Consider the following 12,421-nt stretch of genomic DNA (forward strand, 5'->3'; position numbering starts at 1 on the left):
TCGGGTTCCGCACACCCGAATCCCTCATGGCACTGGCCATGCTCTCCCTGGGCGGCCACCGACCCGAACTACCAGGCCGATGACCACCCACACATCAATACGAAGAGCCCTCTAAAAGCCATGAAGGTGCCCCTCATGGCATTCAGAGGGTGTCCCAGAGGAGGCGCTGGTCGCGGTCCGGATCCGAGACGGTCGTGCTGACGTCGTCGAAGAGGCGGGTGACGCGGTCGGCCTGCGTGTAGCGCGGCCAGCCCGGGTCGCCGGTCGCGATGAACCGGACCCACGCGTCGAACATCTCCGTCGCCATCGCCTGCATCCGCTCGGCCGGGAACGTCCGGCCGGCGAACAGGAACCGCCAGTTCTTGTTGCGGATGTCGTCGAACACCAACGGCAGGTCGAGCCCGTGCGGCGCGCCGAGGCCACGCCCGCGCGGCGCGATCCGCCAGTCCAGCCGGTACATCCAGGCGTCCGGCTGCTTCTCGGCGAAGCGGATCGCCGGGATCCACCAGTCCCCCGCGGTCAGCGCGCGGTTGCGAATCTGGTCCGCAGGCCAGTCGAGCAGCTCGGCGTAGGCCGCGACGGCCTTCTCGATCTCGGCGTCGTCCAGCATCGTCGAGCCGACGCCCAGGAGCTTCGCGCCGCCCGACTGCAGCCAGCTGAACAGGTCTTCCTCGTCGGCCGTCGTCCCGATGAGCAGCGGGACGTCGCGGACGCCGTCCAGCGGCCGCCGGGGAAGCAGCTCGTCGCCGACGACCACGCGGTAGGTCACCTTGGTCCCGGACACCGCCGAAACCCGTTGCTGCGCTTCGAGAATCCGCTTCACGGGCAGCGTGGCCAGGTCCTCCGCCGAGACGTCCAGTTCGGACAGCACCGCCGAAGCGACCGCCGCGCCCTCGGCCGGGGTGTGCACGACCGAGCCGACGCCGGTGCCGCTCTGCACGATCGCCTGCCGGACGAGCCCCCGCGTGGCGGGCACGGCCAGCAGCGTCCCGACCGTGCGGCCGCCGTTGGACTGCCCGGCGAGCGTCGCGCGGTCCGGGTCACCGCCGAACGCTCCGACGTTGTCGCGCACCCACGCCAGCGCCGCGACCTGGTCGCGCAGGGACAGGTTGGAGTCCGCGACCCCGGGCAGGTGCAGCATGCCGAGCACCCCGAGCCGGTAGGCGACGGTCACGACGACCACGCCTCGCCGCGCGAAGGCGGACCCGTCGAACTGGTGCGGGGCGCCCATCACGCCGCCTCCGCCGTGGATCCACACGAGCACGGGGTACGTGCCGGGCGACGCCGGGGCGTACACGTTCAGGTAGAGGCAGTCTTCGTCGCCGGTGAAGCCGCGCCCGGTCAGCTCGGGCTGCGGCGCCCGCGCGGCCCACTTCGTCGCGTCGCGCTCCCCCGACCGCGGCGGCACCGGCCGGGGCGCGCGGAACCGCAGCTCCCCCACCGGCGGCTCGGCGTAAGGCACACCGAGGAACGTCCTGACCCCGTCCTGTTCGGACCCGCGCAGCGCGCCGGCCGCGATCTCCACCGTCGTCACGCTGCCAGCCTAGGCGCGGGACTTGCCCTGGAGTGCGCTCCAGCGTGTTGACTGGCTCTCACACACTGGGAGGGAATCTTGACCGCAGCAGAGAACAAACAGCTCGTGAGAACCGCTTTCGACGCCTGGGCGACCGGCGACATCCGGCCGCTGATCGCCGCCATGGCCGACGACGTCGTCTGGACGGTCGGCGGGCACAACAGCTGGTCCGGCAGCTTCCGCGGCAAGGACTCGGTCCGCCGTGACCTGCTCGCGCCGCTCGGCGAGCAGTTCGACGGCACCTACACCAGCACGGCGAGCCGGTTCGTCGCCGAGGACGACGTCGTCGTGGTCGAGACGCGGGGCAGCGTCGCCACCAAGGCCGGGCCGCGCTACGACAACCAGTACTGCTTCGTCTTCCGCGTCGAGGACGGCCGGATCCGCGAGATCACCGAGTACCTGGACACCCAGCTGGTCGCCGAAGTGCTCCCCGAGCTGGCCAGGTGACACCCGCCGCGGCGGACGGGTAATGATTAGCCGGTGCACATAGCGGCAGAGATAGTGGCGCTGGTCGTGACGGTCCTCGTCGTCAGCGCGGTGGCGCGGCGGCTGGACTGGTCCGCCCCGCTGTGCCTGATCGTGGTCGGCGTCGGCGCGTCGTACGTCCCCGGCGTGCCCGAATACCACCTCGACCCCGAGGTCGTGCTGCTCGGCCTGCTCCCGCCGCTGCTGTACTCGGCGGCCATCCAGACGTCGCTGGTCGACTTCCGGAAGAACCGCGGGGCGATCGGGCTGATGTCGGTCGGGCTGGTCGTGTTCACCGCCTTCGGCGTCGGGCTGGTCGCCTGGGCGGTGATCCCCGGCCTCCCGCTGGCCGGCGGGATCGCCCTCGGCGCGATCGTGGCCCCGCCGGACGCGGTCGCGGCCAGCGTCGTCGCCCGCCGGGTCGGCATGCCCCGCAAGCTGATCCGGCTACTGGAGGGCGAGAGCCTCTTCAACGACGCGGCCGCGCTGGTCGCCCTGCGCACGGCCATCGCCGCGCTGGCCGGGTCGGTCAGCCTGTGGCAGGTCGGCGCCGACTTCCTGCGCGCCGCCATCGGCGGGATCGTGATCGGCCTGGTCATCGGGTTCGCGGCCGCGTTCATCCGCGCGCGGATGACCGAGCCGGTGCTGGACACCGCGCTGTCGTTCGCGGTGCCGTTCATCGCCTACATCCCGGCCGAGGCGATCCACGGCTCCGGCGTGCTCGCCGTGGTCGTCGCCGGGCTCATCCTGGGGCACAAGGCGCCGAAGATCCTGTCCGGCTCGGCCCGGCTGGCCAGCAGGCTGAACTGGCAGACCATCGCGTTCCTGCTGGAGAACATGGTCTTCCTGCTGATCGGGCTGCAGCTGCGGCGGATCCTGTCCGAGGTCGGCGAATCCGGGCTGTCGCTGGGCATGCTGACCTGGATCTGCGTGGCGGTGCTCGCCTCGACGATCCTCACGCGGATGCTCTGGCTGATCGGGATCGGCACCGTGAAACGGCTGGAACGGCGGCTGCTGCCGACCAAGGCGAGGGCCAAGATCTGGCCGTGGCGCTACTCGGCGGTGATCTCCTGGGCGGGCATGCGCGGGGTCGTCACGCTCGCCGCGGCCTTCGTGCTGCCCACGGACACGCCGCAGCGGGCCGTGCTGGTGCTCGCCGCGTTCGTCGTCGTGGCCGGCACGCTCGCCGTGCAGGGCATGACCCTGCCGCCGCTGATCCGGCGGCTGCGCCTGCCGCGGCCGGACCCGGCGGAGGACGCGCTGCAGGAGGCGTCCGTGCTGCACGACATGACCACCGCGGCGCTGGCCAAGCTCGAGGAGATCCGGCAGCCCGACGACCCGCCGGAGATCATCCAGCGCATCCGCGACCGGCTGCAGAACCGCTCCGACTCCGCGTGGGAGCAGCTCGGCAGGCAGAGCGTCCTGGCCGAGACGCCGAGTGACGCCTACCGCCGCCTGCGGATCCAGCTCCTCGAGGTGGAACGCGAGCAGTTCCTGAAGGCCCGTGACGCCGGCAGTGCCGACGACGACGTCCTGCGGAAGGTCCTGGAGCGGCTCGACATCGAAGAGTCCATGCTGGACCGCGACGACGAGGAACCCGACGTCGAAGGCCGCGAGCTGCGCACCCCGGCCGCGACGGCCGGTTCGTGCAAGCACCTGGCCCACGAGTGGGTCGAGCGCGACCCCAGCTCACCCGACGCGTGCGCGGCCTGCCTCGAAGAGGGCACGACCTGGGTGCACCTGCGGATGTGCCTGAAGTGCGGCAACGTCGCCTGCTGCGACTCTTCGCCGCGCCGGCACGCCACGCTGCACTTCCACGAATCCCGCCATCCGGTCATGCGCAGCTTCGAGCCGGGCGAGACGTGGCGGTGGTGTTTCGTGGACAAGCAACTCGGATAATGTCGGGGCCATGAGCACGCCTGAGCAGGAGATCGAGTACCGCCAGCACCGGTTCAGCCCGCCGCCGGGCTCGACGGAGATCTTCCTGGTCCGGCACGGTGAGTCCGCGCCTGCTCGCGGCGACAACCCCTTCACGCTGGTCGACGGCCAGGCCGACCCGGAGCTCGCGCCCGACGGCCGCGACCACGCCCGGCGCGTCGGCGACCGGCTGGCCGGCGAGCGAATCGACGCGATCTACGTGACGACGCTGCGCCGCACGGCGGAGACCGCGGCTCCGCTGGCCGAGAAGCTCGGGATCACGCCCGTCGTCGAGCCGGACCTGCGCGAGATCCACCTCGGCGACTGGGAGAACGGCCTCTTCCGGAAGTACACGGCCGAAGGCCACCCGATCGTCGAGCGGCTGTGGACCGAGCAGCGCTGGGACGTCATCCCGGGCGCGGAGTCCGATGAGCGGTTCGGTGCCCGGCTGCGCGGCGCGCTGACGCGGATCGCCGCCGCGCACCCGGACCAGCGCGTCGCCGTGTTCACCCACGGCGGCGTGATCGGCGAGGTGTTCGCGCAGGCCAGCCGCTCGGTCGAACGGTTCGCGTTCCTCGGCGCGGACAACGGGTCGATCTCGCACCTGGTGCTGCACGGCGACAACTGGATCATCCGGCGCTTCAACGACACCGGGCACCTGGCTACGCCGCTCGGCTGAGCTTCCCGGACGCGACGAACTGCACGGTCACCAGGATCGAGACGGCTTCGGCGGCGAGCAGCCCGATCAGCACGAGAACTTGGGTCAGGCCCGCTTGGATCGGGCCGGCGCCGCCGAGCAGGACGCCGACGTAGGCGCCCGGGAGCGTCACCAGACCGACGGTGCGGGTCTGGTCGAGGGCCGGGATGAGTGCGTGCCCGGCGCTCGGGCGGCAGATCTCGAGCGCGGCCGGGCGGGGCAGGAATCCCAGGGCGAGGGCGGCTTCGTACTCGCCGTGGCGGGCTTTCAGCTCGTCCAGGGCCCGGCGGGAGGCTTGCGACGTGGCGGTCATCGCGCCGCCGATGACGATGCCGGCGATCGGGACGACCGCGATGGGTTTCAGGGGGACGACTCCGGCGCCGAGGATCAGGGCGAGGACCGGGGCGACGCCGGCGGCGATGGCGCTGGCGGTCCAGGGCAGGTTCGTCCAGGGGCCGGCGCGCCGGGCCGACGTCACCGCGGCGATGCCGAACATCAGCAGGACGAACAGGCCGGTGAGGGGCGCCGAGCGCAAGACGGCGGTGATCACCAGCGACACGAGGGCCAGTTGCGCGACCGCCCGGACGGCGGCGATCAGGACGTCGCGTCCGCGGCCGAGGCCACCGGCCTGGACGACCGCGGTGGCGGCGACGGCGAGCAGGACGAGCACCGCCACGAGGGCGGGCCCGAAGGTGATCGCGGCGTCGTTCACGCCGCCCATGGTGCCGTCAGACGGCGCAGCTGAACTGGCGGCCCGGCTCGGCGACGGTCTTCTCGGCGACGACGACCCCGTCGACGACGATCCGGCAGCGCAACTCGCCGGGCCCTGGGTTGCGGGCAGCGATGCTGTAGAACTCGCTGCGGCCGGCCGGGCCGACGCGGGTGAACCCGGCCGACCACGGCGTCGTGACCTCGGCGTGCTGGGTCAGCGCCGAGCCCTCGGCGGCGAACGTGACGTCCTGGGCGCCGTGCGCGCCGAGCAGTTCGTAGACGACGGAGTGGCGCACGGTGGCGACGGCGGCCGGGACGACCGGCGCGGCCACCGGCTCTTCCTTGGCCGCCCCGCGCGAGGACCGGGGCACGATGGACGACGTCACCGCGAAGGCGGCGGCGAGCACGACCAGGACGACAACGACGTTTCCGGCGGGCTTGGCCCGGCGCACGCAGTCACGGTCCGGCCTGGTCGCGGTGGGAACACCCATGGAGAGGTCTTCTCTCGTCGCGCGCACTTCCGTCGAGTGCGTCGACCTCTATCTCGCCGTGACCTCACTGCGCGTTAGCGGGGTTTCTCGAGAAGTCCAACTTTCACCCAAACGGGTGCTCGGCCGGCAGTGCGGTTTTTGTCGGACCCCGGGTGCATGATCTGGGGTGTGTACGAAGAGGCGGCACCACCCGCGCCGCTGGCGGGCGTGGCGCGCTGCGTGTGGCGATCGGCTTCGGCGGGACCGAAGCGGATCGTCCCCGACGGCTGCCTGGACCTGGTGGTCGGCGACGGCGGGGTGTTCATCGCGGGCCCGGACACGGCGGCGTGGTCATCGGTGACCCGGCCGGGTGCCGAACTGCGCGGAGTGCGGTTCACCCCGGGCCGGGCACCGGCGGTGCTCGGAGTGGCGGCGGACGAGCTGCGCGACCGTCGGGTGTCGTTGGATGAAGTGTGGGGGCATGCCGGGGAGGTGCTGGCGGAGCGGTTGTTGTCGGGCGAGCTGACGCCGGCGCAAGCGGTTGCGTCGAGGTTGCCGGAGGTGGGGCCGGCGGATCAGGCGGTGGCGGCGTTGATCGCGAGGCTGGACGCGGGGGCGGCGCGGGTCGCGGAGGCGGCGGCGATGGTGACGGGGGCTGGACGGGATGGCGTGAGTCCGGCGCAAGCCGCCGCACTCCTTGCTCGGCCAGGCACTCCCCACAACGCGCCGGAGGTCGCGGCCGCTCGGCTCGAAGACCCCGGCCCCTTCGCCGTGAGTGAGCGGCGGCTGCGGCGGCGCTTCGTCCAAGCCGTCGGGTACGGGCCGGCCACCTACCTCCGCGTCACCCGCTTCCAGCGCGCCGTCGCGCTGGCTCCGCGTGTCCCCGGGCTGGCCGCGCTGGCCGCCGCCGCGGGGTACGCCGACCAAGCTCACCTCAGCCGGGACTGCCGGGCCCTGACCGGCCTGACCCCGCGCGCCTACTTCCGCACACCCTCCACTGTGGACGAGGCGGTGCGTGACCGGCTCCGTTCGGCGTAACCCGTGCGGGCAACCGGAAGTGGACCGCACCCCGGAAGGTAAGCGGACGGTAAACGACTACCAAGAGCGCTATCCTCCCTTCGACCGGTGATCAGGGAGGGCGTGTGGCCACCATCAGCGACGTCGCGGCAAGGGCCGGCGTCTCCACGGCGACCGTGTCGCGCGCGCTCAACGGCAAGTCCACTGTGGACCCGATGCTCGCCGCGCGCGTCCAGGAGGCCGCCGCCGAGCTCGGTTATCACCCGAACGGGCTGGCGCGGAACCTCCGCCGCCAGGAGACCGCCGTCCTCGCGCTGATCATCTCCGACGTCGAAAACCCGTTCTTCACGGCCATCGCGCGCGGCGTCGAGGACCTCGCGCAGCGGTCGGGCTACTCCGTCGTGCTCTGCAACTCCGACGAGAACGAGGAAAAGGAGCGCCGCTACATCGAGGTCGCGCTGCAGGAGCGGGTCGCCGGCGTGGTCCTGTCGCCGACCGGGCGGTCGACGAACGTCGAGGGCCTGCGCCGCCAGGGCACGCCGCTGGTGGCGGTGGACCGGCCGCTGCCGGCCGACGCGGGCGACCAGGTCCTGGTCGACACGCGCCACGCGGCCGCCGAAGCCACGCGGCACCTGCTGACCGGCGGTTACCGCCGCGTCGCGTGCCTGACCGGACCCGCCGGCGTCCGCACCGCCGACGACCGCCTGGCCGGGTACACCGATGTCGTCGGCGAAGCGAACGTCGTGTCCCGGCGGGCGGAGTACCGCGCCGAGGGCGCCCGGCTGGCGGCGCTGGAGCTGCTCGACGAGCCGTCCCCGCCGGACGCGCTCCTGGTCGCGAACAGCACGATGGCGATCGGCGTACTGGAGGCGCTGTCGTCGCGCGGGCTGCGTTCGGGCCGCGACGTCGGCATAGTTTCCTTCGACGACGCCCCGTGGACGACGCTCATCGAGCCGCCGCTGACGGTGGTCGCCCAGCCGGCGTACGAGGTCGGCCGGGTGGCGGCGCAGCTCCTGCTGGCCCGCATCACCGACAGCAGCCGCGAAGCGACGACCACGACGCTCGAGGCACGGCTGATCGAGCGGAAAAGCTCCCGCCGCTGAGTCCCGGAGAGGCGGTTCGCGTACTCAGAACGTCGGCTCACGTACCCGGAGGGTCGACTCGTGGACTCCGCGGACAGACGTGGCACGGGGGCCGGGGCCGCCCCCCCCCCCCCCCCCACGCCCCACCCCCTGTGTCCCCCATGGCCGGCGCCAACCCGCCGGATCCTGTGAGCACGGAGCGGAAATCGTTTACTCACACGGAACGTAAGACCAGGACCGCGCACTGTCAAGCCTGGACAACGTCCTCCGATCCGGGCAGACTATCCGGAAGTTGCTTACTCAACGTGTTGAGTGATGTGCGGTAAGTGTCGATCTCTGGTGAATTCACCCACAGTCAGGGCAAGAAACCGCACGAACCCGCACAGGCGCGCTGTTTCGGGTTAACCTGAGCCACATGTCTGTAGCGCTGGAGAACATCCTCGCCAAGGCGGGCCTGAAAGTCGACGCGAACGAGTTCCTCACGCTCGTCGAAGACGCCGCGCGCAGACTGTCGCCACCGAATCCGGATCCCTCGCACTACTTCTCCGCCGACCAGCGCGCCGCGCTCACCGACGTCGGCCTCGATCTCTCACCCCGCAAAGAGGGCGAGCCGGACTTCCGCGCCCGCACCGTGGCCGCTCACGCCGTCCTCGCCGAGGGTGCGCTCAGCGTCAACGAAGCGGCGAAGGCCCTCGGCGTCGACGACAGCCGGATCCGCCACCGCCTCAAGGAAGGCAGGCTGACCGGCTGGAAGGACGGCGGCTGGCGGCTCCCCGCGTGGCAGTTCGCCGGCTCGGGCGTGCTGCCCGGCCTCGAGGTCGTCCTCAAGGCCCTCCCCGACGACCAGCCCGCGCTCGTCGTCGCCGCGTTCATGAGCACTCCGCAGCCGGACCTCGTCATCAACGAGCATCCCGCGACCCCGCGCCAATGGCTGCTTTCCGGGGGTGACCCGGACCACGTCGCCCGCCTCATCGCCATGCTCGGCTCGCCGTTCTAGGCTGGGCCCCCCGAGCAAGATCACCGACAAGGACGGACCACCCCCGACCCATGGCCCGGCTCCCGCTGCCGCCCGCCCGATCCGTCCTGGTCCGGCAGCTGAACCGCGCCGATGACGTGGTGACGGTCCAGCCCGCGACCAGGCTCGTCCGGATCTTCACCGCGCACGGCAACCACCCCCAGCAGTGGAACTCGTTCCGCTACACCGGCCCGCTCCCGCACGGCCGGTTCGACCAGCAGTCGCCCGGCCGCGGCGGCGCGCCGGTCACCGACCCCGCGAACGGGGTCCTCTACTTCGGCCTCACGGTCCGCACCTCGGTCGCCGAGGTCTTCCAGACGAGTTCGTCGGTCGACCGCCGCACGCGCGGCCCCCGGCTGGTCGTCGTCCGCCCGACGCGCACGCTGCGCCTGCTCGACCTGACCGGCCTGTGGCCGACGCGGGTGGGTGCGTCGCAGGAGATCTCGAGCGGGCCGAAGAAGCTGACGCAGGCGTGGGCCCGCGCGATCCGCGGCGCGTTCAGCGACCTCGACGGCCTCTGGTACCGCTCCTCGATGGACTCCGGCGACCCGGCGATCTGCCTGTGGGACCCGCCGGCGGGCGCGGCGCTGCCGATCGCGCCGGACGTGCTGCTGCCGCTGGACCACCCGGGCCTGGACGTCCCGCTGGGCCGGGTCTGCGAAGAGCTGAACTACACGCTGCTGAACTGAGCGTCCGGCAGCGAGACGCTGTTGACCTCCAGTGCGGTGGAGGTTGCAGCCTGGCGACCATGAACCTCGTCGTACGCGCGGAACAACAGTCGCTCTGGCTTTGCTTCGAGCCGTGGGCCAACCAGTACACGCTGCTGCCGGGTACCGCCGTGCAGGTCCGGTTCCCGCCGGACAAGCAGGTCGAAGTGGTGCACCACCACGACGGCATGACGTTCTACAGCGCGGGCCCCCACCCCGACCTCTACGCGGAGGACGGGACCGCCGTGGAGATCTACAGCGAGTACATGCCGGAATTCCCTCCCGAACTCGAACGGCACATGGACACGCTCCGGCAGATCTTGGACATCGTTCCGCCGATCCGCACCGAGCCGGACCGCCTCAACTAGGCAACCACCGAGCGCGCGAGCTCCGCGGTCCGCGACCGGCTCAGCCCAGCGTGCCTCGCGGGCAGACGAACCCCACGATCTCCGTCGCGATCAACCCGGCCTGCTCCGCCGGATCGGCGTCCAGGATCGCCCGGGTCTCCGCCTCCGACGTCCGGAAGAACGCCACCCCCGTCACCGGCAGTGAAGACGACGGCTCCGGCACCGCGCCCGCGAACAGCAGCGTCCCCGCTGCCTGCTGCTGACGCGCCGCGGACAGGTGCCGGGCCCGCAGCTCGCGAGCCATCTCCTCCGGGATCTCGCCCGCGCGAGGACCCGCCTGGAACAGCACCATCCGCCAGGTCTCGAGCTCGAAGTCCACCTCGGGCAGCGTCATGACCACGGACATTCGCAGGCGGCGACCGCCAAGGCAAGAGGCCTAGAGGTGCCGAGCCCACCACTCGAGGATCGCTTCGAAGCGCTGCACCCGGTGGCGCGGCCGGCCGGACCGGGACAGCTCGTGCCCCTCGCCCGGGAACAGCACCATCTCCGCGGGAGCGCCCGCGCGCCGCAGGGCCACGAACATCCGCTGCGCCTGCTCCAGCGGGCACCGCCAGTCCTGCTCCGAATGGACCACCGCGAACGGGATCTTGATCTGCGCCGCGTACGAAAGCGGCGAACGCTCGCGCTGCACCTCCGGCGACGCGCCGATGTACGCGTCGACGAACGTGTAGCCGATGTCGGAGCTGCCGACCATCGAGTCCCACGCGTTGACCGCGCGCTCGCTCCACGCCGCCTTGAAGCGTTCGCCGTGGTGGGCCGCCAGCCAGCTCGTCATGAACCCGCCGTACGAACCACCCATGATGCCGACGCGGGAGGCGTCCAGGTCCGGCCGCTCGAGGGCCTTGTCCAGCAGCGCCAGGACGTCGTCGACGTCGACCGTGCCGAAGCCGTGCGTGATCGCGTGGCCGTGGGTCTGCCCGTAGCCCGCCGACCCGCGCGGGTTGCCGAGCACCACCGCGTAGCCCGCGGCCGCGTACACCTGCGCCTCGTCGAACACCGCCCAGTCCTGCTGGGTGAACGGGCCGCCGTGCACCACGCGCAGCACCGGGTGCGGGCCGTCGCCCTCGGGCAGCACCAGCCAGCCGTGCACCGGGTAGCCGTCCGGCGCCGTGGTCTCCAGCTCGATCACCGGCCGGATGCCCTTGGCGCGCAACGGCTTCGAGTAGTCCGTCAGCTCCCGCACGCCGCCGTCGGCGAGCAGGACGACCTCGCCCGCGGTGTCCGGCGTGGCGATCACCGCCGCCAGCACCCGGCCGTCCAGCGTGAACGACCGCAGCGCGGTCCGGTCCGCGTAGACCACCGGCAGGTCGGCCAGCGGGGCGTCCGCGGCGTCGACGGCCACCGCGCGCAGCTCGACCGCGCCGCGGTTGCGGACGGCCACGAGCACGTCGCCCTCGCGCGGCGCCGGCGGGCCCGCCGAGGCCTCGCAGTCCACGGTTTCGATGTCGGTGAGCCGGCGCGCCTTCGCGGGACCGGCGCCGAACTCCGGTGTCGCCGTGTAGAGACCCGTCATCGCGGCTTCGTGGTGTTCCGCGAAGGACTGTCCGAAGTAGAACAATGTGCCGTCGGCGGCGAACACCGGACGCTCCGAGAACCCTTCGCCCCGCACGACGAGCTCGGGCTCGCCGCCCTCGGCGGAGATCGCGCAGATGTCGCGGAAGTCGCTCTCGGCGGCACCCCACTCCGGCGGCGCGGTGAAGACGACGCGGGTGCCGTCCGGCGTCCACACCGGGCCGGTGACGTCGTACCCGTCCCCGGTCAGCGGTTCGGGGTCCGACAGTTCTTCCGCCAGGGCGTCGACGACGAACAGCCGCTGCATGCGGTCGCGCAGAAACCCGACGTCGTCGATCCGGTAGTCCATGCGCGTGATCCGGCGCGGGGCCTCGGCGGCCGGCTCCGGCGTCTCGTCGTCGGCGTCCGCCGTGCCGTACCGGCCGGCTTCGGGCACGCGCGCGGTGAAGGCGATCCGCCGCGAGTCCGGCGCCCACACCGGCTCGCCGGCCCCGAGGTGCAGCGACGTCAGCCGGCGCGCGTCACCACCGTCGGCCGGCATGACGTGCAGCTGCGGGCTGCCGTCGGCCGCCTTGCCCTCCCCGGCGCGGAGGAACGCCACCCAGCGCCCGTCCGGGGAGATCGACGGCGCCGAGTCGCGCGGACCGTGCGTCCACGCGGACTCGCCGCCGTCGAGCGAGACGCGCCGCAGCGAGCTGTGCGCGGCGTTCGTCTTCAGGTCGGGCTTCTTCAGCGCGGTGAGCAGCAGGTTCCCGCGCAGCGCGGGACGGCCGGGAACGGCGAGGGCTTCGATGTCGGCAGGACGCACGCTCTCGACCGTACCCGAAATCCTTAGCGCTGCGAACGAC

Annotated in this window: 13 protein-coding genes; 8 read left to right on the plus strand and 5 right to left on the minus strand. The window is 72.2% G+C overall.

Annotated features, from left to right (window positions below):
- Nucleotides 1-142: 142 nt before the first annotated feature.
- Nucleotides 143-1,534, minus strand: a complete 1,392-nt coding sequence (locus tag QQ657_RS31260) for a carboxylesterase/lipase family protein (protein WP_284745859.1) — start codon at nucleotides 1,532-1,534, stop codon at nucleotides 143-145.
- A gap of 105 nt (nucleotides 1,535-1,639) precedes the next feature.
- Here QQ657_RS31260 and QQ657_RS31265 point away from each other — a divergent pair, with 105 nt between their 5' ends.
- The 3 genes from QQ657_RS31265 to QQ657_RS31275 are packed head-to-tail and all read left to right on the plus strand — an operon-like array spanning nucleotide 1,640 to nucleotide 4,634.
- Nucleotides 1,640-2,020 carry a nuclear transport factor 2 family protein gene (locus QQ657_RS31265; RefSeq protein ID WP_284745860.1) on the plus strand — a complete coding sequence of 127 codons (381 nt, stop codon included), beginning with the start codon at nucleotides 1,640-1,642 and terminating at the stop codon, nucleotides 2,018-2,020.
- 33 nt (nucleotides 2,021-2,053) lie between these two features.
- Nucleotides 2,054-3,937, plus strand: a complete 1,884-nt coding sequence (locus QQ657_RS31270; RefSeq protein ID WP_284745861.1) for a Na+/H+ antiporter — start codon at nucleotides 2,054-2,056, stop codon at nucleotides 3,935-3,937.
- A 10-nt stretch (nucleotides 3,938-3,947) separates the two neighbouring features.
- A complete protein-coding gene (locus QQ657_RS31275; protein WP_284745862.1) occupies nucleotides 3,948-4,634 on the plus strand; it encodes a histidine phosphatase family protein in 687 nt (228 codons plus the stop codon).
- On the opposite strand, the gene QQ657_RS31280 is transcribed toward QQ657_RS31275, so the two are convergent.
- Nucleotides 4,618-5,373 carry an ABC transporter permease gene (locus QQ657_RS31280; RefSeq protein WP_434056801.1) on the minus strand — a complete coding sequence of 252 codons (756 nt, stop codon included), beginning with the start codon at nucleotides 5,371-5,373 and terminating at the stop codon, nucleotides 4,618-4,620. The two genes, QQ657_RS31275 and QQ657_RS31280, sit on opposite strands and share 17 nt — an antisense overlap.
- A 7-nt stretch (nucleotides 5,374-5,380) precedes the next feature.
- Nucleotides 5,381-5,854: an MmpS family transport accessory protein gene (locus tag QQ657_RS31285; RefSeq protein ID WP_284745864.1), complete on the minus strand. Its 474-nt coding sequence runs from the start codon at nucleotides 5,852-5,854 to the stop codon at nucleotides 5,381-5,383.
- A gap of 219 nt (nucleotides 5,855-6,073) precedes the next feature.
- Between QQ657_RS31285 and QQ657_RS31290 the strand changes: the two genes are divergently transcribed.
- The 5 genes from QQ657_RS31290 (at nucleotide 6,074) to QQ657_RS31310 (ending at nucleotide 10,022) form a co-directional block, all read left to right on the plus strand.
- On the plus strand, nucleotides 6,074-6,871 hold the full coding sequence (locus tag QQ657_RS31290) for a helix-turn-helix domain-containing protein (RefSeq protein WP_434056803.1): 798 nt from the start codon (nucleotides 6,074-6,076) through the stop codon (nucleotides 6,869-6,871).
- A gap of 104 nt (nucleotides 6,872-6,975) precedes the next feature.
- On the plus strand, nucleotides 6,976-7,953 hold the full coding sequence (locus QQ657_RS31295) for a LacI family DNA-binding transcriptional regulator (RefSeq protein WP_284745866.1): 978 nt from the start codon (nucleotides 6,976-6,978) through the stop codon (nucleotides 7,951-7,953).
- Nucleotides 7,954-8,347: 394 nt separating this feature from the next.
- Nucleotides 8,348-8,929 carry a MerR family transcriptional regulator gene (locus tag QQ657_RS31300; RefSeq protein WP_284745867.1) on the plus strand — a complete coding sequence of 194 codons (582 nt, stop codon included), beginning with the start codon at nucleotides 8,348-8,350 and terminating at the stop codon, nucleotides 8,927-8,929.
- A 50-nt stretch (nucleotides 8,930-8,979) separates the two neighbouring features.
- A complete protein-coding gene (locus tag QQ657_RS31305; RefSeq protein WP_284745868.1) occupies nucleotides 8,980-9,636 on the plus strand; it encodes an RES family NAD+ phosphorylase in 657 nt (218 codons plus the stop codon).
- A 59-nt stretch (nucleotides 9,637-9,695) separates the two neighbouring features.
- Nucleotides 9,696-10,022: a hypothetical protein gene (locus QQ657_RS31310; protein ID WP_284745869.1), complete on the plus strand. Its 327-nt coding sequence runs from the start codon at nucleotides 9,696-9,698 to the stop codon at nucleotides 10,020-10,022.
- A gap of 40 nt (nucleotides 10,023-10,062) precedes the next feature.
- Here the strand turns inward: QQ657_RS31310 and QQ657_RS31315 are convergent, their stop codons facing one another.
- Nucleotides 10,063-10,395 (minus strand): YciI family protein, encoded by a 333-nt coding sequence (locus QQ657_RS31315; RefSeq protein ID WP_284745870.1) that lies wholly within the window; start codon nucleotides 10,393-10,395, stop codon nucleotides 10,063-10,065.
- Between the two features lie 42 nt (nucleotides 10,396-10,437).
- Nucleotides 10,438-12,381, minus strand: a complete 1,944-nt coding sequence (locus QQ657_RS31320) for a S9 family peptidase (protein WP_284745871.1) — start codon at nucleotides 12,379-12,381, stop codon at nucleotides 10,438-10,440.
- Nucleotides 12,382-12,421 lie beyond the last annotated feature (40 nt).

This window comes from Amycolatopsis ponsaeliensis (genome assembly GCF_030182635.1).
GTDB lineage: Bacteria > Actinomycetota > Actinomycetes > Mycobacteriales > Pseudonocardiaceae > Amycolatopsis > Amycolatopsis ponsaeliensis.

Excerpts from the sequence above, each read along its gene's own strand:
- QQ657_RS31275 (WP_284745862.1), top strand. The coding sequence starts at position 3,948 with ATGAGCACGCCTGAGCAGGAGATCGAGTACCGCCAGCACCGGTTCAGC.
- QQ657_RS31310 (WP_284745869.1), top strand. The coding sequence starts at position 9,696 with ATGAACCTCGTCGTACGCGCGGAACAACAGTCGCTCTGGCTTTGCTTC.
- QQ657_RS31315 (WP_284745870.1), bottom strand. The coding sequence starts at position 10,395 with ATGACGCTGCCCGAGGTGGACTTCGAGCTCGAGACCTGGCGGATGGTG.
- QQ657_RS31300 (WP_284745867.1), top strand. The coding sequence starts at position 8,348 with ATGTCTGTAGCGCTGGAGAACATCCTCGCCAAGGCGGGCCTGAAAGTC.
- QQ657_RS31280 (WP_434056801.1), bottom strand. The coding sequence starts at position 5,373 with ATGGGCGGCGTGAACGACGCCGCGATCACCTTCGGGCCCGCCCTCGTG.
- QQ657_RS31305 (WP_284745868.1), top strand. The coding sequence starts at position 8,980 with ATGGCCCGGCTCCCGCTGCCGCCCGCCCGATCCGTCCTGGTCCGGCAG.
- QQ657_RS31285 (WP_284745864.1), bottom strand. The coding sequence starts at position 5,854 with ATGGGTGTTCCCACCGCGACCAGGCCGGACCGTGACTGCGTGCGCCGG.